Origin of the sequence: Bacillus sp. RCC_6_1, assembly GCF_041360755.1 — a bacterium.
Classification (GTDB): Bacteria; Bacillota; Bacilli; order Bacillales; family Bacillaceae_G; genus Bacillus_A; species Bacillus_A cereus.
Genome location: NZ_JBFUPV010000001.1, coordinates 290,410 through 315,798 on the forward strand (window position 1 = coordinate 290,410; position 25,389 = coordinate 315,798).

Consider the following 25,389-nt stretch of genomic DNA (forward strand, 5'->3'; position numbering starts at 1 on the left):
TTTATCAATGAAGATCAAAACAGAGAAAGATATAATTCGCTTAATAGAAAACGACGAATGGATGATGAATGTATTACAAATGGCAAAATCACTAGAGCTACCTGATTGGTGGATTTGTGCCGGATTTGTTCGTTCTAAAATTTGGGATACTTTACATGACTATGAAGCTAAAACGGCTATGCCTGATGTTGATGTGATTTATTATGATAGTCTACATCAAGATGAGATATACGAACAATCATTAGAAACGAAATTAATGAATATTGATGCTACTATCCCTTGGTCTGTAAAAAATCAAGCTCGTATGCATGTAGTGAATAATATGCCACCATATTCTTCTTCTGTTAATGCTATTTCTAAATTCCCTGAAACAGCAACGGCTTTAGGAGTTACACTTGATGAACTAAACAACGTTATCTTAACAGCCCCATGTGGTATTGAAGATGTCCTTTCCTTACAAGTGAAACCAACAGCTCATTTTCTTGAATCGAAAGAACGATTACATATGTACAAAAACAGAGTTATAAAAAAGAATTGGCAAAGTAAGTGGCCTAACATCACAATCACATATCCAGAAATTTAGAAAGGGGGCCTCTCATTTATAGAAGCACCCTTTTCTTCATTTCAAAAAATGTATGACTGTTTCTGCAAATCTATCTGCTTCCTCATAATGAGGTGAATGACCGCTCTCTTCAAATACGATATACTTGCCGTTTCGGGCATCTTTATTAAATGTTTTAATTTGTTCTTCACACGTTACTACATCATGTTTTCCTACTATTAATAACATTAGATTTTGTACATCTTTTATTTTTGATAATAATGATGTATGACATGCTCCCTCTAATTTTAATCTATCAAAGTGAATTTTGGAGCGATTTGAAAATATTTCCCACTCTTCATCACTGTATAAACTCTCATCTGTCCTATTTTCCTTATTATTGTAAATCTCCATTCTTTTTTCTTCTAATTCAGCGCTTAATCTTATATAAGCTTCTAACAACTCTTCTGAACTAGCATCGCTAGATGAATAAGCAAAGCATTCTTTTGCTATTTCTTCTTTTCCATACTTTTTTAATAAATGTCCTGTCTTTTGTAACAAAGCCCTACTTGTTAATGCAAAATTAAAAGTTGGTCCTTCAAATATTATTTTCTCTATTGAACTTGGATATATCGACGCATAAAGCAATGCTACATATCCACCGAAAGAGTGTCCAATTATAGACCACTTCTCAATTTGTAATACTTTTTTTAATTCCTCACAGTCTTCAATCAAATCATTTAATCCAAAAGCTTCGTCTTCAGTTATTTCTTCTGAGCGACAAACACCTCTTTGATCTATCATAATTACATATAGAGAATCTTTTAAACGTTCCGCTTGATGAAATGAAAAATCATAACAACTTTCTCCTGGTCCACCATGCAAGTATAAGACTGGCTTATTTTTAGGATTTCCATGTGTTTCAACGTATAGCTTTTTCCCTCTAATATTCATGTATTTCCCTGCTTCTATCAAATTTTCCTTTATGATCACCACCCCCTTTTTTACTGAATATTATAACATTTAATATTAAATAATTCCTATTACATTTAAGAAGACGATAATTATTGCAAGTGGTGCTACAAATCGAAGTAAAAATGCCCAACAAGTAAATACTTTCTTTCCATAATTTCCACCTACAAAAAACTCTGCTTCTAGTACCTTCTTCTCCATTTTGAATGAAACGAAAATACTAATAAATAGTGCTCCAAGTGGCATTAATATATTACTAGATAAAAAGTCTACTGCATCAAAAATATTCTTTCCGAAAATCGTAATATCACTCCATACTCCAAATGATAACGCTGATGGTATACCTACCAAGAAAATGCCGAAACCGATCATCCATGATAATTTCGTTCTCTTTTCTTGTTCACCATTTGCTAATGCTGAAACAACAGTTTCTAGTAGAGAAAATGCTGATGTTAATGTCGCAAATGTAAATAGTGCAAGAAATACTGTTAAGAAAAATCCACCGAATGGGATTTGACTAAATACAGATGGTAATACGATAAATAGTAATCCAGGTCCTTCTGTTGGCTCCATTCCTAATGAAAATACGGCTGGAAAAATAGCAAGACCTGCAAATAATGAAACAAATAAATTTAATCCAACAATTGTTATTGCTGATTTTGGTAAACTTTCTTTTTTATTTAAATAGGAACTATACGTAACCATAATTGAAATCCCGATACTAATTGCAAAGAATGATTGCCCCATTGCGAACAAAATACTTTCCGAAGTAATCTTTGAGAAATCTGGTTGTAAGAAAAACTTCACACCTTTCATTGCATCATCAAGTGTTAACGAACGAATAATAAGAGCGACAAATAAAACGAACAATGCTGGCAACATATATTTACTTGCTTTTTCAATTCCGTTTTGTACACCCTTTGATACAACCCATATCGTAATGAACATAAAAGCGAAATGTCCCATAATAGCCCAAGCAGGATTCCCAATTGTTTCAGTAAATAATGTACCGTAATTTTGTCCTGGAGTAATCAGTTGTCCAGTTATTCCTCTGAATAAATAAATTAATACCCATCCACCTACAACACTATAAAACGAAAGTAGTATAAAACAAGTTCCAACACCAAGGCGTCCAATCCAATGCCATCCCGTATTTGGTGCGATGCTTTTAAATGCTCCAACTGCTTGTTTCTGCGTACTGCGTCCAATCATAAATTCAGCTATAAGTAGCGGTAGTCCAATTAAAACAGTAAATAATATAAATATTAAAAAGAACGCTCCTCCCCCACTCTTCCCAGCGATATAAGGGAACTTCCATATCGCACCAAGTCCAATTGCTGATCCGGCTGCCGCCATTATAAAACCTAATTTCGAAGTCCATTGCTCCGTCTGTTTCATCTCATTTTCCTCCTAATTAAATCTTTTTATATAAATAAATAAATTTTATAAACCTATTCAAATAAACCCTCCATTTCTTCTTCCATATAATAAAAAAATGGCCTAGCATCTCTATATAAAGAGACGCTAAGCCATTTACTTAACGCGGTACCACCCTTATTGATTCCATTATGAATCCACCTTAGTAGTAATCGTTTGATTACAAACCTAATATCGAAGGTTAACCGTTAAGATTTACTAAGAATGTAATTCCGTTCCACCTTACTGCTCCTAGGCGAGTTCAGGATGTTATTTGACTATGTCACACCAACCCATAGCTCTCTGTACAAATACATGACCTTACTACTCCTATTCAACACATTTTAATATTTAGAATATATTTTCTTTTGAAATTAATATGAAGTATATCTGTTATATTTGTAACTGTCAAGGGTATATTGATTTTTTTGTCGAAATGGTTCATATTTCAACTGACTTTTACTAAGCTTATTAGAAAAAGAAAGAGTCTATATTTTCACCTTTTCAAACGAACTATAAAAAAAGAATCTTCGCGATAATCGCGAAGATTCTTTTTACGGTATGAGACGAGTACAATCTCTCGGAAAAGCACTCGCCTCTCGTACATTTGTTAATTCTAAAAGTTTATATACAACCCTTTCTAACCCAATTCCGAAACCTCCATGTGGTGGACAACCATATCGAAATGTATTTAAATAAGATTGAAATTTATCTGGGTGTAATCCTTTTTCTTTAAACGAAGCGAGTAACATTTCATAATTATGAATTCGCTGTGCCCCTGACGTTATTTCTAATCCTTTATATAATAAGTCGAATGAATCAGTAATAGCTGGATTCTCTTTATTCGGCATCGTATACATCGGTCTCGCTTTTTTCGGATAATGCGTAATAAAAACAAATTCACTATTATATATTTCCTTCACATATTTCCCTAGTAACTTTTCACCTTCTGTATCTAAATCCCCTACAGGAGATTCTTTACGATACTTACTTTTCAAAATTTCTTGTGCTTCTAACAATGTAATTTTAGGTATTTCAGTAATAACAGGTACTTCTATTTGTAATAGTTGTAGTTCTATTTCACATTTTTTCGCTACTTGTTGAAACATATATCGTAAAACATCCGTTTCTAGTTGCATCACTTCATAAAAATCATGAATAAAACCAAGCTCTACGTCTAACGATATATATTCATTCAAATGACGGGAAGAATTATGATGTTCCGCTCTATATACAGGTGCAATTTCAAAAACTCGTTCTAACCCACCTGCCACCATCATTTGCTTATAGAACTGTGGTGATTGTGCTAAATAAGCTTCTTTTTGGAAGTATGGAAGCTTAAAAACATTTGCTCCTCCTTCTGCCCCTTGCGAAACAATTTTCGGCGTAAATATTCGTGTGAAATCGTTCTCTATAAGAAATTCACTAAAGCTTTGAACGAGTGTAGATTTCACTTTAAAAATCGCTGCGGTTCGCTCATGCCTTAATGATATTACTCGCTCATTAAGTAGTTGATCTAAGCCAACTTGTAACTTCTTTTTATTTATTTCAAATGGAAGTGGCTCTGCACCGTTTATTACTTTCACTTCATGAGCAAGTACTTCAACACCCAATTCTGTTTTCGATGTTTCGACTATTTCACCAATTACGTGGACGACACTTTCTACATCAACTTTATATCCAGCCAATTCATTTTCTAATACACATTGAATTACTCCTGTTCTGTCCCGTAATAATAAAAAACTAACATTTCCAAGATGTCGAATCTTTTTTACCCATCCTTGAAGTAATACAACCTTTCCACTTTGCTTTGTACATTCTTTTGTGAGTGAACGCTTCATTATTGAATCCATTATTTTTCCCTCCAGTAATTTTATATTTATTTACGTTATTGTTGTCATCGTCATCATCCACGGTCACTCACCCCCTTTCAAAGAATACAAAAATCCGCCCCTATAAATAGGGACGGATTTTTTCCGCGGTACCACCCAAATTGTCATACTGACCATCTTAGCCCTGATAACGGTAGGTACCGTTTGCTTTTACTAATAATCACGTTCAAAGCAACACTCACAGGTGTCTTTCCATCATGCGGTATCGCAACCTTCCCAGCAACTGGCTGCTCTCTGTAGACCTTTGCACCATGTACTTTTCCTGATCATCACTTTTTATATTTACAGAGTATTCTAACTCCTCACCTTATAAAACGCAAGCTTTTTTTGAAACATTCTGGTTTTATAACTCCTAACTTCTTCTAAAGTGTGAAAAGTTAATTTTGTAATACATATTCTTATGTATTACATCCAAAATTACACCTTTAATATTTTCCAATTTTTACATAAAAACTAATTCATTTACGCATATTAATAAAAATTTTAACGCGAGGTGTGTATATGCAAAAAGCAATTAGTTTCTTTTTCCTTTTGTTTTGCTTAATTGTAGTAAACGAAACGTATGCCTATTCACCAAAATCTTTACCAATCTCTCAAAACTCTGATCAATGGCAAGTGAATATTGATAAACCGAAAAAAACAAACAAGAATATGCTTCAAGCTAAAAAAGATGAATTTCAAACATATCATTTTTCAGTAAAGAATGTCGGGAATAGTGAAGTATATAATGTAAACGTCGAAGTATTCCGCAACGAACCAAATAAGAAAACGAAATATGAACTCTTTTCCCTAAAGGAAAGTCGTTTGGCAAGTGGAAAAACTGGATTTGAACACGCTAATTTACCCGTTGCTACAAAAGCAGATGAAGTTGATGTTATTATTACATGGCAAGAACACCCATTCCGATCGATGCGAAATGGTCAAAAAGTTGAATCTAGAAAATTTAAAGAGCATTTTGTTTTTAAAGAAGCTAAAAAGTAAATGGGATACGGATATATTCACACTATCATTGATATAGCTTTATTTACTAGTACCAGTTCGTAAGCAAATTAAAAAGTCGTGGCTTATAAATGCCACGACTTTTTATATTAATTCGTACTAATGCCTCTCGCTGCCCAAATGCGATCGATATCAGCAGCATGTTGTCCGCCATATAAAAGAGCATCCGCTTGCTTAATCGCTTTTGCTCCATCACTGAATTTAGAGTTTGGTGTTAATGACCAGTGCGATTGTAAAATAATTTTCGTTGCTACATCACGTCCAAATGCTTGTGCCATTTCATATTGGCCTTGTGCCCAAATTTCCCCATCATCATGTACCTCATTTGTAATATCTTTCGGATACACTTTATTCGTATCTAATCGGCGTAAGCACGTCGGATCTGAACTAGAATAAGCAGTCGCATCCCATTCTCCAACACATGCTTTACCATATCCAGTAGTCGATACTGCATCTTCATATGTAGCACCTAAGAAGTCGCCAAATCCTTCTCCCATCGCTCCACCTTCTGCTGAACTACCAAAGCCAGGAACTTGGTTATCTTGAATCGAATGCCCATACTCATGTGCGATAATACCAGCATCTTCTGCATCATCAACACCGCCAGTACCGAAAGTTAAAGCTTTTGTTGATGGAGAATAGAATGAGTTATCATCAGTTGTACCATTAACATTCACTTTTATCGAACGGTTATTAATATTTTTAAAACCTAGACTTTGAATGTAACGTTGCAATGTGTCGATATGATAGTACGACATAACATCTTCAAAGCTATCATTTGCGCGTGTATAGTTAAATTGTAAATTCGTAGATTTTGTTTTCGCTTTTGAAGAAATCGTTACATATTCTCCAATTAAAAATCCTGTTCCATCTAAACCTTTTAACGTAACAGTTTTCAGTTGGTTCGTTAGAGCTGTTGAATCTGCATCGTTATTATCTTTTAAGCCTACTTTACTACCGCTAGATACGACTGGGTTAGGTAAAAATACTTTTCCTGACCCTTCAGCTTTTCGGTTTATATCAACCTTTTTAATTAACTTTCCATTTTCTGCATCAATAAATGTTTCCCATGCACCAAATGGATTATTAGAATGGACTACAACTTTATATACTGGACGAGCAATTCCTTCTTCAACAATATATCCGAACTCTTTATCTGTAGGAGCCCATAAATTTTGCTCACTTGCTTCTCCAACATACGCCATTGATTTTTGTATTGCATCTTTTTCACTAATTTTTGTCGTTACTTCCTTCACACCTGTAACAGGCTGATAATCAGAAACAGCGAGTACTCCCTTTCCCTCTCCGTTAAGCGTAACTGTTATTTGTTTTGAAAATACAGGTGCACCATTAACAACTTGTTGGAACCTAACATATGAAGCTACTGATGTTTCTGTTGTAGAAATATATTGCAAGTCTGAAAGATCTGTTTTCAATCCATACTGCGCAGCATTTTCTTTTAAATATTCAGTTGCTTTTTTCTGTGGCGAATAAGCTTCTAACTTTACTTGCTGTTGTTTTTCCAATGCCGAAACCGTAGAAATCGTCCCCATTACTAACGGCACGGTCATTGCCATTGCCACCATTTTTTTATTAAACATAGAACCACTCCCCCTAATAAAGTAGCTCAACCTTATCCCATTACCACTAGGCAATCATTCCCCGCAAAACGGATGGATAAAAATTGAATCTACGAGTAATTCTCTATGAACACTTCTATTACCTTTCCATTTAGGGTAAGTGAAATTTTCTCAATATTTATGTGTAAAGTGAACACAATACTTTAGAAAGAAATTTCTAAATCCATTCCTTATCCCTAAAGCTTTTCATATTACTGTTTAAAAAAATAGACTATTTTTTTACCTAACGGTAGGTTGAAAAAAGCACTTGTAAATGATACGATTTAAATAACCTTTTTTTAGGAGGATCTATATGAGTAAAAGTGAAGAAACACTCTCTTCAATAATGGAAGCAAGTTATCGCCTTTTTGCTACGTACGGTATTGTTAAAACAACTTATACGATGATTGGTGAGGAGGTTGGTATCGCAAAACCATCTATATATTACTACTTTAAGTCTAAAGATGCTTTAATTGAATGTATTTTTACTGAATTATGTAAAGCTATGCAGTTCTCTTCTTATTTCCATACAGAAGAGTTTACAAAATCAAATTTTATTGAAAAATGTATTGCAATTGGCCTTAAAATAATTGATGAACAGCGAAACGACCCTTATTTTAACCGAGTGTTACAAGAATATGTATTACTATCTTCAAGAAACAAGATGTACAAAGATCGATTACTAACTGTGCAAACAGAATACTTACATGGATTTGAAGTACTCCTTACAAAAGCAAATGAACTTCAATTAATTGAAAATAAAAATCTAGTTTCAAAAGCTCATATGTTAGCATTAGTGCTTGATAATATCGGAAATTTTATGATGATTGATGCAAAGATAGATTATAAACAAATTTGGATTGAAGCTGTAAATAACATTTTTGAAAGAAGGGGTTGAAGTGAATACAAAAAAACGCATTATCGGCTTAGATTTTGCTAGAGCTTGGGCGATGTTTGGTATGCTACTTGTTAATTTCATGGTGATAACAGGTGCAGAAGGAAATGGTCCCCCTTTTTTAATAACCTTCATGTCACTATTTGAAGGTAGAGCCTCTGCTTTGTTTGTTATACTTGCTGGCATTGGTATAACTTTAATGACTAGGTCAGCCGTTGCTAGCAATGAACAAATAAAAATTTCTAATAGCCGAAAGACCATATGGAAACGATCACTTTTCTTATTTATTTTAGGATTACTACTATATGTAATGGAGTGGACTGGGGATATATTACACTACTATGGTGTTTACCTTTTCGTTGCTGCATTACTCATGACAGTACGCAAAAAACTATTACTTTTTCTTTCTATCATTATTTTATTGTTCGCACAATCTCTTCAGCTTACTTTCAATACTTTCGAGGGTTGGGTAGGTCCAACTCCATTTATAAATTATGTAGACTTCTGGACAATAAAGGGTTTTCTTCGCAACTTATTCTTTAATGGCTATCACCCTATTTTCCCTTGGTTCTCGTTCTTCTTAATCGGTATGTTAATTGGCAGGTTAGATCTTCATAATAAAAAAATAAAAAAAAGATTACTCTTACTCGGTATTACAATCACAATATTGACAGAACTTTTATCAAAAGGACTTACACACTTTTTTATTCCATACATCGGCAGAGAGACCGCCACATTTTTATTTAATACAGGACCCATCTTACCAAATGTATTATATATTTTATCTGCTACAGGATCCTCTATTGCTATATTAATCATTTGCCTCTATATCGCTGAAAAATATAGAAATAATTGGTTTGTCACTTCCATTGTGCAAACAGGACAATTAACATTAACTCATTATGTCAGTCATGTATTTATCGGTATTGGGACATTAATTCTATTAAATAGAATGGAAAATCAATCACTACTATTCGTTTTATTATTTGCTACTGCATTTTTCATTTTCAGCATTTTAATTAGTGTGTTATGGAGAAAAAAATTTTCTAGAGGTCCTATCGAATGGATTATGAGGAAATTAGCCGGATAAATTTCCATCATACAAAAAGGAAGTTGGAATCATTCCAACTTCCTTTTCCTTTAATGAGCCGCGCTTAATTTAATTCGAACTTTCGTTTCACCTAAAGAAAGTTCATCGTCTTCGTTCGTTAAGTGACCAAATGTAAATTGTTTAACGAGTAAGTTTTCTTCCAATAAATCTTTATGGTTCGTTAACGTTCGCTGTAGCTCTACTTCTGTATCAAGAATAACATCGACTCGTAAATTAACTGGTAAATTCAACTGTTTACGATATTCTTGAACCGCACGAATGAATTCACGCGCTACTCCTTCTTGCAACAATTCTTCCGTTACATTCGTATCTAACATAACTGTATATTGTCCGTTAGTCGTATTAGAGAATCCTGATTTTGCAACTTTCTCAACTAGCACATCTTCAGCAGTTACAACTACTTCTTCTCCTGGTGTTGCTTCGTAAACTGCTCTTCCTGTTGATACAAAGTTTTGCACTTCTTCTTGTGATAATTGTTTTAGCCAACCATTCACTGCATTCACATTTTTACCGAACTTCGGCCCCGCTGTTTTAAAATTAAGCTTCAATTGATATGATGTGTATTTTGTTTCATCGAGTTCAACATGGAACGCTTTTACATTTAACTCATCCATAACGATATCACGATAAGATTCCCAATCCATATCATTCTCGTTATGCTCAAGTAATACAAGTTCTGCTAGCGGCTGTTTTACTTTTAAAGAATGCTGATTACGGTTACTTCTTCCAAGTTCAACAACTTGTAAAACAGCATCCATTTCCGCTTCTAATTTCGGCTGAAGTAGTGATTCATTTACAACTGGATAATCGGCTAAATGAACGCTGCTTCCTTCTAAATTCAGATGAATGTCTTCCGCGACAAATGGTGTAAATGGTGCAATTAATTTACTAATTGTTACAAGTACTTCATGAAGTGTCTCATACGCAGCTGCTTTCTCAGCGTTCATACCAGATTCCCAGAAACGATTACGTGAGCGTCTTACATACCAGTTACTCACTTCATCTACAAGTGCTGCAATTTCACGAGCTGCATTCGTAAATTGATAATCATCAAGTGCCGTTCTCACTTTTTTCGTTGTACTATGCAATCTTGATAATACCCATTCGTCTAATTTCGTAAGCTTTACATCATACGTTTCTTTCGGATTATACTCATCTAAATTTGCATATAAAACGTAGAAGCTATACACATTGACTAATGTATCTACAAATTTAGATTTCGCTTCCAGTACTGTTCTTTCAGAAAAACGCTTCGCATTCCACGGGGCACTATCAACAAGTAAAGCCCATCTTAGCGCATCTGCACCAAATTTATCTACTAAATCAACTGGGTCTAGTGCATTTCCTTTGCTTTTAGACATTTTCTGCCCTTCTTCATCTAAAACATGCCCTAGTGATAACACTCGTTTATACGGTACTTTTCCTGTATATAGTGCTGATACTGCTAATAAACTATAAAACCAGCCGCGTGTTTGATCAATTCCTTCTGCAATAACATCCGCTGGAAACTGCTCTTCAAATAACTCTTTATTTTCAAATGGGTAATGATATTGTGCAAATGGCATAGAACCACTATCAAACCAAACATCAATTACTTCTGGTGTACGATTCATTGTTCCTCCGCATTTCTCGCAGCAGACTTGCACTTCATCTACATACGGCTTATGCAATTCCAAATCTTCCGGTGTTTCTTTCGTACTATGCTTTCTTAATTCGGCAATGCTCTTCGGTGCGAACTGATGATTACAACTTTCACATTCCCACACGTTTAATGGTGTTCCCCAATATCTATTTCGGCTAATATTCCAGTCCACCATATTTTCTAAAAACTTACCAAAACGTCCATGTTTCATATGATCCGGATACCAAGTAACAGAATCATTATTTTGTAAAAATGTATCTTTAATTGCAGTTGTTCGGATTAACCAACTTTCTCCTGCATAATAAAGTAGTGGTGAATCACAACGCCAGCAATGCGGATAGCTATGTTCATATTTTTCTTTATGATACAGTAAACCTTCCTTCGCTAAATAACGAACGATATCCACGTCACAATCTTTTACAAATCTCCCTTTCAAAAATGGTACCGCTTCTGTATACTCACCTTTTTCATCTACAACGTGCAAGAATGACAATCCTTCACTTTGAACGACTCTATAATCGTCCTCTCCATATGCTGGAGCAATATGAACAAGTCCTGTACCACTATCTCCCGTTACAAAATCTGCTGCAATAACGCGGTAACCATTTGTAACTTCTTTCATCGGAAATGGCGCTGTATAAGATGTGTTTAATAATTCTTCGCCTTTATGAACAGATAATACTTCATAGTTCTCTTTTAATACTTCTTGTACACGTTCTTTCGCAACAATGTATACATGACTTTCTTGTTTTGCTTTAACGTATTCCATATTTGGATGGACAGCAAGCGCAACGTTTGCTGGAAGTGTCCAAGGTGTTGTGGTCCAACCTAAGAAATACTCATTTTCACTATCTTTCACTTTAAACTTCACAGTTGCACTTAAATCTTTTACTGTTTTATACCCTTGTGCAACCTCATGTGAGCTCAATGAGGTTTGGCAGCTTGGGCAGTATGGTGAAACTCTATGTCCTTTATATAACAATCCTTTTTCATGGATTGTCCCCAAAATATGCCATACACTTTCGATATATGGATTCTTTAAAGTTACATATGGATCATCCATATCTACCCAATAACCAATACTTTCAGTGAATTCACGCCACTGCTTCTCATATGTGAAAACACTCTCTTTACACTTTTGAATAAATGGTTCAATGCCATATTCTTCGATCTCATGTTTACCAGAAATACCAAGTTGCTTCTCAACGCCTAATTCTACAGGTAAACCATGTGTATCCCATCCCGCTTTTCTTAACACTTTATAACCAGCCATCGTTTTATATCTTGCTACTAAGTCTTTAATTGTTCGTCCAAGTGCATGACCTACATGCGGTAGTCCGTTCGCCGTTGGTGGTCCTTCATAAAATACGAAAGACTGTGCGCCTTCTCGATTCTGAATTGATTGTTCGAAAATATTTTGTTCGTTCCACTGTTTGCGAATTCGCATTTCTCTTCCTACAGCTGATTCTTTTACATCTACTTTTTCCATATACAATCACTCCTTTGAATATTTTAAAGCACACAAAAAACCCGTCCCTATAAAGTAGGGACGGGTTTACCCGCGATACCACCCTAATTCTATTAGCTTTTTCACTAATAGCACTTAGCAACGTACTGTCATACGTGTTCTTTGTAACGGTAGACATCCGTCCGGGCTTACTTACTTTCAGCCTCGGCTCCTCGGAGATGATTTTCAAATAACGTCTGCACACCGGCTTTCAGCAATATACCGGCTCTCTGGAGAGCAGCTCACTATTTTACTCTTTCTCGTCTTCAGATTTGTATACTTTGTTAAAAGTTATTTTATGCCATTTAGCAACTAATTGTCAACTAATTCAAAATATATCCTTATCTTTTTTCCCTATTCTTATACAATTACTTTTCAAATTCTCGCAATGCTGCTAAATTTTCATCATCCTCAATAAGTTCAGCAAAGAATCCCGATTCATCCTCACGAAGGACAAATTCAAGCTCTTCCTTCGCCTCTTCATTTCTATTTAACTGCGCTAAATAACAAGCACGATCATATCTTGCTAACAAATCACTCGCGTCAATTATTAATACTTCATTTGTTATTTTTTCTGCCTTTATCGTTTGACCGACACCATGATATGAAGATGCTAAAGAAAGAAGAATTGCTGTTTCATTTGGATGATGTACAGAAGCATTTTCTAATACTTGAATTGCCTCTTCAAACCTTTCTTGACTTTGATATATTTCTCCTAAAGCAAGAAATGCTCTACTTACAAACGGTGTTTGCTCTGTTAATTGTAAGATAATCTTTTCTGCTTTTCTTTCTTCCCCTGCTTTAAAGAATACTTGTGCTTGCAGAAGAAGAGTATCATAATCATCTGGTAGTTCTCGAACCATTTGTTTCGTTAATTCCAAAGCATCTCTTAACATATCTTCTTCCTCGCACTCAACGAAAAGATTTACAAGTTGCTTCGCTACGTCATAATCCCATTTATTTTCTAGTGACGTGTGTAGAATCTCTATTGCTTCTTTATTCATCTCGACATTCTCATAAAATAGCGCAAATCGCTGTGCTGCCATACTATTTTTCGGATTTAACTTTAAAGAGATTTCATATAAATCAATTATCATAGTAACCATTGAAATTTCTTTCGCACGATTTTTCATACGATAAAAAGCTCTCGTAATGATAGATCGTTTCGGCTGTTCATGCAGCTGGCGTTCAATCCATATTTCCGTAACCGCAGCTGCAGCATACATGAATGCTGTACTTCTTTCTGCTTTTTTCACCTTTAACGTATGAAGAAAATCTCGTATGTTAGACAATTTTTTATGTTGCTCTACTGCTTTTACATAAACATCAAATATACGTTCATTATCAAAATCTTTTTGTATTACTTTCATTGCAACTTCAATTGCTTTTACATTTCTTTTTTTCACTAATACTTTTGCATAATGATATAGTACTTCTATATGCTCACCATCTAATTGTAGCGCGTATTCAATCTGTGCTTGTTCTTTATCTGTTTCATTCATCGCTCCGTACACATATGCAATCGCATCTAAACGCCATATTTCAGGTACTTCGTCCGCTAATTGTTCTAGTTCAATCAGCAATTCTTCCTGAAGGTTCATTTCTACTGAAAGCTGTGCCAAATATTCCATATTAATATGCAACGGCTCTTCTTTCATCGCCTGAACCATATGACTTTGTTCTTTAGAACGGTTTTCTTCTTTTTCGTATATTTCCGCAAGCTGTAAATGTACACCTACGAAATTCCCATCAAGCTCTAAACATGTTTCATACGCCTGCTTTGCTTCCGTCAATTGCCCTAATGCCATAAGTGTTTCGCCAATTCGGTAATACGGTAATGCCGTTTCCATTTGTTCTATCGCCTTATTATATCTTTTCATCGCTTGGCCGTACTGTCCAATAGATTCATACAAAATACCTGCATAACAACCGTACTCACTTACTTCATTTCTTTCTTTGTGTAACGTTCTTAAAAATGCTATACCTCGTTGTACAAATTCCGTTCCTTTAATTCGATTCACATATTCATCTAACGCACTTGCTACATTATAATCACTTTTCTTTATACCATTTTCTAACTTAGATAGCGCTACTTTAAATCCTTCTTCATTTCCACCAAGTTCAATTTCAGCATCCCATAAAACCATTCCTGCATTCATGAGGAAATCTTGGCTCTTTTCAATTTGCTTCTCAAGACCAAGAATATATTCTTTTGCTTCCTTATATTGTTCTCTTGCCATATAAACTTGTGTAAGTCCGAAGTGAGAATAAACATCCTCATCATTTTCTTCTAAAGCACGCTTATACAATACTTCTGCTTCTTCCAAGCTATCATTTTGAAAATGATAGTCACCTAATTTTACGTAAAGAGGTGCTTTATCATCACAATTCTCAATACCGTTTAATAAAATTTCTTTCGCACTTTCCTCATCCTTCAAATCAGATTCGTATATTTCCGAAAGTTTCGTATAAATGTAAGGTGCATTACTATCCAAATGAATCGCTACTTTAAGCCCTTTTATTGCTAAATATAATTTCCCTAGTTGATGTGCACATCTCGCTCGTTCATACCATACATGCGCTTCATATTTATACTCTTTTAACAAGTCATTAAAGATTTCATATGCTTCTTCATATCTTTCTAAATCTATTAATATTAAACCGTGATTTGTTAAAGTGAACCTTTCAGGACTACGCTCTAACGCAACTTGAGAGTATTGCAATGCTTTTTCAGATTGATCAATATACATATAGGATAAAGCGAGAAAACTCCAAGCAATAGGCTGATCTGCGTCTAATTGTAACGATGAACGAAAGCTTGAAATCGCTTCTAGATAACTTTCCTGTTCAAACGCATATCTTCCGTTTATTAAATGATATAAAGCACGATTATTTTTCTTCTCAACGCTTGTCAGCATTTGCTCCGCTTTCTCTACTTCTTGAAGACGAATAAAACACTGTGCACCATGCAATTTAACAAAGTCCGAGTTCGGAAACTTTTCCATTAACTTATCAATACAATATAAAATAAATTCTTTATCTACTTCAACATCTAAGTGCTTTATCGTATATAACCACGTATTTGGATTATCACTCGTTTCTTTTAAAAATTGTACTAAGTTACTAATTCCCTCTTTGTCATGTTCATCTAAATGATCCGTAAGAGAAAAAATAGATTTAAAGTAACGATTTTCTTCTTCACTTAGAAACGCTAGTTGCTCCTTCTTTTCTTTCGGAACAAACGTGATTGCTAAACAGCCTGTATAACGATATTTTTCTTGTAATTTACTATATTCCACAAGAACTGGTTCTATAAAGTTTGGATCTTGAACATAGAAAGCTTGCAATGTATCATCATATCCAGATAGAACTTGTACGTGTGAAGCATGCTCAATATCTATACTTAATAAAACAGGAATTCCTTCGTCAATCAGTCTCTTATAATTCTCTTCATTCCCTTTAAAATAACGATATTCATAACCTAATTCTTCTAAATAAGAAACAGTATCTGAAAACTTCGAACCTGTCATATCAAAAATAAACTCTGCTATTTCATCTTGTGTACGTTTCTCTCCCCATATACGCAACATCATCTCTAAGCTTGTCGGAACACAATAATTATCCTTTTGTACAATAGGAACTATCGGCAAGTGAACCTTTTTTCCATCCGGATTTTTTTCTAAATTATGATATAAAGATTCTTTTAAACTCTTTTCTTCTTTTAATAGTTTTTGTAAATCTGCAAATTTATTCATTTTGTACAGCGCTTCTGCACGTAAATGTACAAAGTAAGTATTATAGGCATGATATGGCAGCTGAGTATTTATGTTATCTATTACCGCTAACATCTCTTCATATTGCTCTAAATCTAATAAATACTTTATCTTCTCAAAATGAAAATATGGTACTTGTGGGAATTTTACAATCGCATCATCGATTAACTGTATCGCGCGTTTTTGTTCTCCTTTATTCGCATACAATTGTGATAATAAATAGGTAGATAACTCTTCACAATCTTCATGCTGCATGCCAGCAATAAATTGTTTTTCCGCTTTCTCCCATTCACCTGTATGCATATAAACGTAGCCCCATTTATCAAACACTGCGCGTGCACTGTACTCCTCTGCTTTTTGCATATACATTAACGCTTCTTCGTTTCGTTTCATTTCTAAAAGACATCGTACTAACGTAAAATATGTTTTCGCTAAAAAATCTGCATCTATTTCTTCTTTACTTAACTCTTCTAAAGAAGATTTTAACAACTGCTCCGCTTCAAGAATTTTCCGCTCATCAATTAACTCATCACAATATAAAGAGAGCGTTCTCATATTTGGGAATTTTTTATAAGCGTAACGAATGAGGAATGAACTGTATTGGTGCATAAGCCCTTCATCAGTAAGGCGAATTAATATATCGAACTCCTTATGCGAAGGAATATTGGCAAGCCAATTCTTCACAGAGGATAAAGTATTCGTTTCTTTTATATATGCAATTTCATTATTTATTTCCTGTAATCCATCTACAAATCTCTTGTCTTTTAAACAAGTTTCTAACTGCTTAAAATCTAGCATGCATTCACCTCGAATTTATATTTAAACTGCTACTTGCTTAGATTTTACACACCATATAGTATGTATTCAACTAAAATCTCTTATAATAGATGTTATTAATTAATATTATTCAAATTTATAACAAAATATAGTAAAAATGATTGTTTTTCTCCGTATTTTGTTTAATTATATGGAATAACGTAACATGCGGTTTTAATCTTGTAGAAGCTGAAATTAGTACATAAAATTATATCGGCGATAATTCAAATATATCAGCGATTCTTTCATTTTATCGGCGATTTTCAAATTATATCGACCGATTCTTAACATATATCAGCGATTATATGTCGAATATCGACTTATCGACATTAAACGACAAGCCTTATACATCATACCTTTTAACAAACTATGTCACCAAATGTAATTTTCATATTGGGAGCGTATACAAAAGAAGAATACACATGAAATATTTTAAAAAATCGTAGTTCAGCTTCATATTGAGCTAGCGCATTATCATATGTTAATCCTCTGGCTATTAAACGTTCTACAAATTGTTGCTTATCACCCGGATCACCTGCAATTCCCTCTTCTTTTAATGATTGATACAAATCGTTTTTATCATTGTGATGCATATTTGAATCTAAAAAGTTCACTTTATCGCTTACTCTACATTCAATATTTTTCACACCTAATTCACTTAAATATATCGGTATTTTCATGCCTATATTGCCATCTTTACCATTTCTTTGCGTATCACTTTCAAATAATTTCTGCAAAACACCTAGCTGAATAAATTCCGATTGTTTCTCCCCATCTAGTAAATAAGAAGCCATATTAGAAATCCAATGTGGTTCAAAACAGATTATTTTCCCGCCTCCTTTTATATACAAAACTAAAGTTCTCTATATAATAGCCGTATTCCTACACTTTTCTTAAAATTTCAAAGCAAAAAAACTAGTGTATTTTTAATAATACACTAGCTTTTTATTTGGAATAAAAATTTAACAAGTACAATCACAATCAAAACAATCCGTACAGTCTAAATCGTCACAATCTGCTTTTCTCTTTCTTTTGTTTCTCTTAAGATAATAATACAGTAGCCCAAACAATAGTATACAAATAACAAAAGCTATTATTGCTTCTGTATACTTATTTTGAATCATAAAACCAATTCCACTTCCACCTGAAATAAAAATTAGAATTAAGTAAATCCAGAACATCTATGTAAATACCTCCATTACTATATATCTTAAGATAATATCCATATAACACTAGAGGAAATGAATAATCCCATACCATTACCGCTTAATACACCAGTAGTTATTCTTAGCAAATTTGAGCTACTTCTCCATTTCCACTTTTGGGTGAACCCATCGATAAGTAACGGAATTTGAGCGAAAAATGATAGTATGATTGCCAAAAGAAATGAAGGTGTCATATAAAAATAAATTGGAAACATTAAAATACCAATAAGCATGCCTGTACAACGCGCACATAAAGGTATGTACTTTTGTAGTTTAAAAAAACTCCTATCTAATCTTCTATGACAAGGAATTTGTAAAATAAAAGTTCGAATCAATATGAATCACCCTCTCTAAAAAGATTTTAATTGATTTTGCAAAAAAAATATATATCCAATAAAAAAAACAAACCAGGTTTATACTAGACCCAGTTTGTCAGTTTACTACTATGTTACATCTCCTCAGGTGCCTCCACCCCAAGTAAACGTAATCCTTCTTTTAATACAACCGTCACAGCATAAACCAATGCGAGTCTGCTGTCTTTTTCTTCGCTCTCTTCTAATATACGAACATTACCGTAATATTTATTGAATGATTGTGCTACATCTAATATATATTTCGAAATAATAGATGGCTCATTTTTATTGAAAGCTGCTTCAATTACTTGAGGGAATTTATTAAGTAATTTTACGACACTCCAGCTATAATCATCTTTTAAAGCAAACGTACATGTTTCAAATTCTACACTTTCTTTTCTTAAAATAGAGCAAGCACGTGCATGTGTGTACTGTACGTAAGGTCCTGTTTCTCCTTCAAATTTCAGCATATTTTCTAATGAGAATTCGATATTATGCATACGCTCATTTTTTAAATCGTGGAAGATGACTGCACCAACACCGACTTGCTTTGCTACTACTTCTTTTTGTTTTAAGTTTGGATTTTTCTCTTCAATATTCTGTTTTGCAAGTTCGATTGCTTCTTCGAGTACTTCTTCAAGTAAAATAACTCTTCCTTTACGTGTCGACATTTTCTTACCATCTTTTAAAATGAAGCCAAACGGTACGTGTTCCATACCATCAACCCAAGTATAGCCAAGTTTTTTTAATACGGTGAAAAATTGATTGAAATGTAAGCTTTGTTCTGGACCAACAACATATAGCGCTTTATCAAACCCATAAGTGTTTTGACGATATAAAGCTGCCGTTAAGTCACGCGTTGCATAAATCGTCGCACCATCTGATTTTCTAATTAAACAAGGCGGCATTCCTTCTTCTTCTAAATTAACGACTAATGCACCTTCTGATTCTTCAAGCAACTCATGTTCTTCTAAAATCCCAATAAAATCTTCCATTAAATTATTATAAAATGCTTCTCCCTGAAAATTAGTAAATTCTACGCCGAGAAGTTCATAAATGCGAGAAAATTCTTTAAGGGACTCATGACGGAACCAATTCCAAAGCTCTACCGCTTCTTCATCACCTTCTTCTAATTTCTTAAACCAAGCACGTCCTTCTTCTTCTAGTTCTTCGTCGTCTTTTACCTCTTCATGGAATTGGACATATAACTTAAATAGCTCACGTATTGGATCTTCTTTAACTACTGCTTCATTTCCCCATTTTTTATAAGCCGTAATTAACTTTCCAAACTGTGTTCCCCAATCTCCTATATAATTAATCCCTACAACTTCATAGCCACATTTTTCAGCGATATGTTTCAGCGAATTTCCTATCATTGTAGAACGTAAATGCCCCATCGAAAAAGGTTTCGCGATATTAGGAGAGGAATAATCAATTACTACTGTTTTTTCACAGCCAAAGTGGTTTTGACCGAACTCTTCTTTCTCCGCTAAAACTGTTTTTAATACTGCATCACTTACAGTTTCACGATTGAAAAATACATTTACATAAGGACCAACGGCTTCTACTTTCGTAAAAAACGGATCATTGAATTTCTCAGCAACTTCCTTTGCGATAAGAGCTGGTGCTTTTTTATATTGCTTCGCTAATGAAAAGCATGGGAACGCTGCATCTCCAAATTCATCTTGTTTCGGTGTTTCAATTAAATCTAAAATTTGTTTTTGCGTTAATTCATTCGTGAAAATATTAGATAAACTTTCCACAAACTGCATTTTATAATCCATGATACAACCTCCTTATTTTTTAAAACACAAAAAACTCGTCTCTAAAAAAGAGACGAGTTTTAACCCGTGGTACCACCCTTGTTGTTCGTTACGAACCACTTTCCCGTTTATAACGAGGACAGGGGGCCTCGGCTTTCTCTACTATTCGTTCAAGAAGCATCTCCGAAGTGCGCTTCATCTTTTTCTTCCGTACTAGGCTCACACCATCCCTAGCTCGCTTTCCTTCTAAAAAAGACTACTCTCTTCATCACAGACAGTATATTTAATTAATTATTGCTTATTATACATCTTTTCAAACAATTAGCAAGGGTCAATTACACCAAAGTGAAACTTAGCACTTTTTCTTTTGTATACATAAAAATTGTGTTTTTCAAATCTAGAACTACGAAAATGATCTTTTAAAACGACACGTTTTCTCGCCACTCGTTTTGCCTCCGCAATTGTTTCATCAGTAATATCATGATACAAAGCGAAGTGTTTTAATCCTTTAATTCCGTCGGATTCTATGACAGTTTCTTCAAACATCGGATCAAGGTAAACGACATCGTAACTATTGTCTTCACATTGCGCTAAAAATGAAAAATGCTCCGTTTGCTTTACTTGAATTCTTTGCATTGCTTCATCAATTTCAGAAACGGATGAAGACCATGTTTTCAAACCATTTTCCATAATATAAGCCATATACTCATTGCCTTCAAGTCCTGTTACTTTTCCGCTTTCACCAACAACATAACTAGCTACAATACTATCTGATGCCATCCCGAGCGTACAATCTAACACTGTCATTCCTCTCTCTAATTGCGTGGCTTGTACAAACGGATCGTGTTCTCCACGCATTAACCTTTTCACACGAAACATCGCTGAGTTCGGATGAAAGAAAAACGATTCTTCCGTACCTTTCGGATAAATAGCTAATCGGTTCTTCCCTACGACAAGCACATCTTGTTCATACTGCTCATGCAGCTTATGTACTGGTATGTCATTACGTTTAACGAATGAACGATTTAATTCTGCGGCTACCTGCTTTGCATAATCTGTCATTTCTTTATTCGTTCTTCCTGCTGTTGTTACGATCATTGTTTCACCTCTATATAAAGAAAAGAGGGAGATTTACTCTCCCCCTTCTTTAGCAATTCTTTTCGAAAGCTTGTTCTAAGTTCGTAATAATTTCGTCCATAGTTGCACCTTCAATTTCATGACGGTGAATGAAGTGAACAACTTCTTTTCCTTTTAATAATGCCATAGATGGTGAAGATGGAGGAATTTCTCCGAAGTATTCACGCATTTTTGCAGTAGCATCTTTATCTTGACCTGCGAATACAGTTACAAGATGATCAGGTTGTTTTTCAGCACGAACAACCGCTTGACCTGCTGATGGACGTGCTAAACCAGCTGCACAACCACAAACAGAGTTTACAACTACTAAAGTTGTACCTGATGTATTTTCCATAAATTCTGTTACAGCTTCTTCTGTAGTTAACTCTTCAAACCCAGAACGCACTAACTCTTGGCGCATTGGGATTACCATTTGGCGCATGTATTCTTCATAAGCATTTGACATCTTGTAATCTCTCCTTCAACTTTCATTCCAAATTCATCATATCACGCTCTATTAATAGGTGCAAAAGAAAGATAACGATGATTTCATTTTTTTGTAGGGATTTCACAAACCCCACCGCGGCAATGCCCCACTGGAACAAGTTTTCTATTGTTAGCGATATAATCGTATACTTTACTTCCAAAACAAAGTACGATAGATAACTTTATAAAAGGAACGGCAAACCAATAAGATGGAACGGCCTTTGCTAATACATGTATGCTATGAATGCCGTCATACCACTTATTATTTTTAAAAATATACAATCTTTGTTCCATCTTACTTTGTAGTTCTTGAGAAAGCTCATACTTCTCAACTACATCTTCATCTCGAAATGAAACAAATTTCATCTTACCCTTTTTATCTAATTTTTTCGTACGTTCTGCAACCGCCGTACACATCGGACACCAACTATCATAGAAAACAATCATATATTATTCCCCTTTACGAGACTCCGTCATTTGTTTCCATACAGAACCTTTTGCTTCTTCTCCGCCTTCAATACGTTCTAATGCTAGACGTGCTTGCATCGCTACTTCAAACTCTGGATCATCTTGCGCTGCTTTTAATGCTGGAATCGCACTTTCATCTCCAAGTTCAAATAAGAACATAGCTGCACGCCAGCGTACTAATTTACTTGGATCTTTCAGAGATTTAATCATAACGAACATCGCTGCCGGATCACCTACATCTGATAAACAATCTCCTGCAGTACGACGAACACTTACAGAGCGATCTAATAAAGCTTTATATAATAACGGTAATACTTCATCACCTTTTACCATACCTAAATACGCTGTTGCTAAACGGCGTATTGAAACTTTTTCATCATCTAACGCCATCTTCAACACTGGAATATCTTCTTCAGTAGGATCCATTTGTTCTAATGCTGCAAAACGGTTTTTCCAGTCAGAATCTTTCATCATCTCTTCTGTTACTTTATATGGCTCACGCTTTTGGATCGTTACTTCAACAGCACCTGCTTGATTTAATAATTCTTTAACCGTTTCATTTACACGTTCTTCTGAATAAGCAGCAACAATCTCTTCTACTACTTCTTTCCCGATTTCTTCAAAGTTACCGTAACGTGTACTTTGTTCCACCCATTTACGCTCTTTTACAACATTTGGTGCAGACATTTGCACTTTCATAATTGATTCTTTAAAACGATCAGGTAAACCAACACGTTCTTCCGTCGTTCCATCTGTTAACTTTACTTGCATTGGAATTGTAAAGAACATTTGAACAAACACTTTCACTTCTCCAAAATGAGCAAGTTGTTGTTCTTCACTTTCTTCCACTACTTCTTCGCCGAAAACAGCACGAACTTGTTGTAATAAAACTTTCCAGTCATACTTCGCATTTCGCTCCACTGCTAAAAAGTCGGCTACATGATATACACCTTTAATGCCTTCAATTTTCAAAATTTCTTGCACTTGCATTGGTGCTTGTTCTTTATTTTCATTTGTATAATTATTACGCGCTCCTGATGGTAATACTTCATTCAAAATAACTTTCATTGTATTTGGACTTGGCGTCGGTTCAATTGCTTTAATCTTCACGTAAAAAACTCTCCTTTATTGCATGTTCTTAGCTGTATTGTAACATGTTATCACTCTATACTCCTACTCGGATGCTTAATTTTACTACTTTCTTCCCGCTACCATACTATTTCATTCTTTTTACATTTTAAATTAGGAACGGGATTTTAAAAGCTTTCGTTTCCGATGATTTTTATTTTTTATCCATTTCTTGAGGCATCGCCATTATTTTTGAAAAAAACACGCTAAACAAAAAAATATGTAAATAAGCTATCCATATGGATAGCTTATTTACATATTTTTCGTTATTGGAAGACAACTATTTTTATAAATACAAAAGGCAGAAAAGTATATAGATTCTACAAAATATTTTGATTGTGATACATTTACAGAATCTCTTATTTTATAATTAATGTCTTATTATTTTTTGGAGGGAATTCGATGAAAAAGTTTGTTTTGATATTTGGGCCACAAGCAGTTGGGAAAATGACAGTTGGACAAGAACTAGCAAAGATGACTGATTTAAAATTATTTCATAACCATATGACAATTGATTTATTGGAGCCATTGTATGGATTCTCTTCGGAAATGTGGCGATTAACCCATCTTTTCCGAAAGGAAATATTTCAATCATTTTCAAAGAGTGAACATTATGGAATGATTTTTACATACGTATGGGCGTTTAATGAAAAGAAAGATTGGGATGATGTTGAAAGTATATGTAATATTTTTCGTTCCCAAGGGGTTGATATTTATTTTGTTGAATTAGAAGCTGATGTAGAAGAAAGACTTCAACGAAATAAAACACCTCATCGACTTGAACATAAGCCAACAAAAAGAAAGATTGAACAATCTGAACAAAATTTATTAAGCACATTTGAAAATTTTAGATTAAATTCAAGAGAAGGAGAAATTACAGAGAAAAATTATATAAGGATCAATAATACGAATTTAAATGCTACAGAAGTAGCTGAAATTATAAAGAAAGAATTTCAACTATAGTTTTTTTTAACAAATTGAACAGTTCGGATTTTATGAATATCGTATACATTTCTAATTAACATAACGTCCTATTATCGGTTGCAACAAAAAGGAGGATTCCTTACTCTCAGAAGGAATCCCTTTTTTTATTTTCTATCACTCGATTCATCTTTTTATACATTCCTATCCTGTGATGGGTTTTATGGTTCTCGTTTGTTACTGGATTAGCCAAAAAACGTTATAAAATTTTGTATACTCTTTACTTGTTTTTTCAAAAAAGCTGGCGGTATCCCCTCTTTAAGTTTATTAAAATACTTTCCACAATTTTTTCCGAAGCTATTACTTAAAATCACCTTTTATTACGATGCCCCCTCCCGCCTTCTCTCCAAAAAGGTAATACTCTCAATCACAACTTCAGTTCTATATATTCTCTTGCCTTGTTCATCATCGTAATTACTAGTCTGAATACGCCCTGTAATCCCAACGAGCGACCCCTTCTTACAATATTCAGCTACATTCTCAGCCGATTTGCGCCAAACGACACAATTAATAAAATCGACTTGTTGTTCACCTAAACTATTTCGAAATCCTCTATTCACCGCAACACATATTCGTGCATAAGCGACGCCTTGTTTTGTGTAGTATAATTCTGGCTCCTTTGTCAATCTACCGATTAATACAACTCGATTCATCATAAGTTATACCACCTCACATGTTTTTCTTCATTGTAAGGAGAAATGTTTGA

At 34.4% G+C, this 25,389-nt stretch carries 19 protein-coding genes, 1 pseudogene and 4 other annotated features; of the genes and pseudogenes, 5 read left to right on the plus strand and 15 right to left on the minus strand.

Features of this window, described 5'->3' with window-relative positions; all coding sequences use genetic code 11:
• The first annotated feature begins 7 nt into the window (after positions 1-7).
• Positions 8-583, plus strand: a complete 576-nt coding sequence (locus tag AB6801_RS01400; protein WP_000695357.1) for a nucleotidyltransferase family protein — start codon at positions 8-10, stop codon at positions 581-583.
• Positions 584-619: 36 nt separating this feature from the next.
• On the opposite strand, the gene AB6801_RS01405 is transcribed toward AB6801_RS01400, so the two are convergent.
• From AB6801_RS01405 to aspS, 3 genes are all read right to left on the minus strand, one after another.
• Positions 620-1,495 carry an alpha/beta fold hydrolase gene (locus AB6801_RS01405; RefSeq protein WP_070757587.1) on the minus strand — a complete coding sequence of 292 codons (876 nt, stop codon included), beginning with the start codon at positions 1,493-1,495 and terminating at the stop codon, positions 620-622.
• Positions 1,496-1,570: 75 nt separating this feature from the next.
• Positions 1,571-2,911, minus strand: a complete 1,341-nt coding sequence (locus AB6801_RS01410) for a sodium-dependent transporter (protein ID WP_000814539.1) — start codon at positions 2,909-2,911, stop codon at positions 1,571-1,573.
• Between the two features lie 116 nt (positions 2,912-3,027).
• Positions 3,028-3,276 (minus strand) — a binding site (T-box leader).
• A gap of 207 nt (positions 3,277-3,483) precedes the next feature.
• Entirely contained in the window at positions 3,484-4,782 is a 1,299-nt protein-coding gene (gene aspS / locus AB6801_RS01415; protein WP_000377345.1) for an aspartate--tRNA(Asn) ligase, read from the minus strand.
• A gap of 105 nt (positions 4,783-4,887) precedes the next feature.
• Positions 4,888-5,100: a binding site (T-box leader), on the minus strand.
• A gap of 222 nt (positions 5,101-5,322) precedes the next feature.
• Between aspS and AB6801_RS01420 the strand changes: the two genes are divergently transcribed.
• Entirely contained in the window at positions 5,323-5,802 is a 480-nt protein-coding gene (locus tag AB6801_RS01420; protein WP_069605045.1) for a hypothetical protein, read from the plus strand.
• A gap of 107 nt (positions 5,803-5,909) precedes the next feature.
• Here AB6801_RS01420 and AB6801_RS01425 read toward each other — a convergent pair whose 3' ends face one another.
• Complete coding sequence (locus AB6801_RS01425) at positions 5,910-7,421, minus strand: M36 family metallopeptidase (protein WP_000482274.1); 1,512 nt, start codon at positions 7,419-7,421, stop codon at positions 5,910-5,912.
• 331 nt (positions 7,422-7,752) lie between these two features.
• Between AB6801_RS01425 and AB6801_RS01430 the strand changes: the two genes are divergently transcribed.
• Both AB6801_RS01430 and AB6801_RS01435 read left to right on the plus strand, forming a co-directional pair.
• Positions 7,753-8,337 (plus strand): TetR/AcrR family transcriptional regulator, encoded by a 585-nt coding sequence (locus AB6801_RS01430; protein WP_000045224.1) that lies wholly within the window; start codon positions 7,753-7,755, stop codon positions 8,335-8,337.
• Position 8,338: 1 nt separating this feature from the next.
• A complete protein-coding gene (locus tag AB6801_RS01435; RefSeq protein ID WP_001093123.1) occupies positions 8,339-9,424 on the plus strand; it encodes a DUF418 domain-containing protein in 1,086 nt (361 codons plus the stop codon).
• A 50-nt stretch (positions 9,425-9,474) separates the two neighbouring features.
• Here the strand turns inward: AB6801_RS01435 and ileS are convergent, their stop codons facing one another.
• The 10 genes and pseudogenes from ileS to AB6801_RS01485 all read right to left on the minus strand — a co-directional run bounded on the left by ileS (position 9,475) and on the right by AB6801_RS01485 (position 23,684).
• On the minus strand, positions 9,475-12,576 hold the full coding sequence (ileS, locus tag AB6801_RS01440; protein WP_058839548.1) for an isoleucine--tRNA ligase: 3,102 nt from the start codon (positions 12,574-12,576) through the stop codon (positions 9,475-9,477).
• Between the two features lie 53 nt (positions 12,577-12,629).
• Positions 12,630-12,870 (minus strand) — a binding site (T-box leader).
• Between the two features lie 92 nt (positions 12,871-12,962).
• A complete protein-coding gene (locus AB6801_RS01445) occupies positions 12,963-17,165 on the minus strand; it encodes a bacteriocin-processing peptidase family protein (RefSeq protein WP_048567952.1) in 4,203 nt (1,400 codons plus the stop codon).
• A 377-nt stretch (positions 17,166-17,542) separates the two neighbouring features.
• Positions 17,543-18,028: pseudogene (locus AB6801_RS01450) on the minus strand (class I SAM-dependent methyltransferase); the annotation flags it as partial.
• A 117-nt stretch (positions 18,029-18,145) separates the two neighbouring features.
• Entirely contained in the window at positions 18,146-18,364 is a 219-nt protein-coding gene (locus AB6801_RS01455; RefSeq protein WP_000498601.1) for a hypothetical protein, read from the minus strand.
• Between the two features lie 29 nt (positions 18,365-18,393).
• Positions 18,394-18,723, minus strand: a complete 330-nt coding sequence (locus tag AB6801_RS01460) for a DUF2085 domain-containing protein (RefSeq protein WP_000621475.1) — start codon at positions 18,721-18,723, stop codon at positions 18,394-18,396.
• Between the two features lie 113 nt (positions 18,724-18,836).
• Positions 18,837-20,525 (minus strand): arginine--tRNA ligase, encoded by a 1,689-nt coding sequence (gene argS, locus AB6801_RS01465; RefSeq protein WP_000384928.1) that lies wholly within the window; start codon positions 20,523-20,525, stop codon positions 18,837-18,839.
• A gap of 45 nt (positions 20,526-20,570) precedes the next feature.
• Positions 20,571-20,785, minus strand: a binding site (T-box leader).
• Between the two features lie 40 nt (positions 20,786-20,825).
• Complete coding sequence (locus tag AB6801_RS01470) at positions 20,826-21,602, minus strand: class I SAM-dependent methyltransferase (protein WP_016077794.1); 777 nt, start codon at positions 21,600-21,602, stop codon at positions 20,826-20,828.
• 49 nt (positions 21,603-21,651) lie between these two features.
• The gene (locus AB6801_RS01475) at positions 21,652-22,086 is read right to left on the minus strand and encodes a BrxA/BrxB family bacilliredoxin (protein ID WP_000063706.1); all 435 of its coding nucleotides are present in this window, start codon (positions 22,084-22,086) and stop codon (positions 21,652-21,654) included.
• 83 nt (positions 22,087-22,169) lie between these two features.
• Positions 22,170-22,553, minus strand: a complete 384-nt coding sequence (locus AB6801_RS01480) for a thiol-disulfide oxidoreductase DCC family protein (RefSeq protein ID WP_097999204.1) — start codon at positions 22,551-22,553, stop codon at positions 22,170-22,172.
• A gap of 3 nt (positions 22,554-22,556) precedes the next feature.
• On the minus strand, positions 22,557-23,684 hold the full coding sequence (locus tag AB6801_RS01485; protein ID WP_000692580.1) for a conserved virulence factor C family protein: 1,128 nt from the start codon (positions 23,682-23,684) through the stop codon (positions 22,557-22,559).
• A gap of 420 nt (positions 23,685-24,104) precedes the next feature.
• Between AB6801_RS01485 and AB6801_RS01490 the strand changes: the two genes are divergently transcribed.
• A complete protein-coding gene (locus AB6801_RS01490) occupies positions 24,105-24,665 on the plus strand; it encodes an AAA family ATPase (RefSeq protein ID WP_000714950.1) in 561 nt (186 codons plus the stop codon).
• Positions 24,666-25,003: 338 nt separating this feature from the next.
• Here the strand turns inward: AB6801_RS01490 and AB6801_RS01495 are convergent, their stop codons facing one another.
• Complete coding sequence (locus AB6801_RS01495) at positions 25,004-25,339, minus strand: single-stranded DNA-binding protein (protein WP_000982014.1); 336 nt, start codon at positions 25,337-25,339, stop codon at positions 25,004-25,006.
• Between the last annotated feature and the right edge of the window lie 50 nt (positions 25,340-25,389).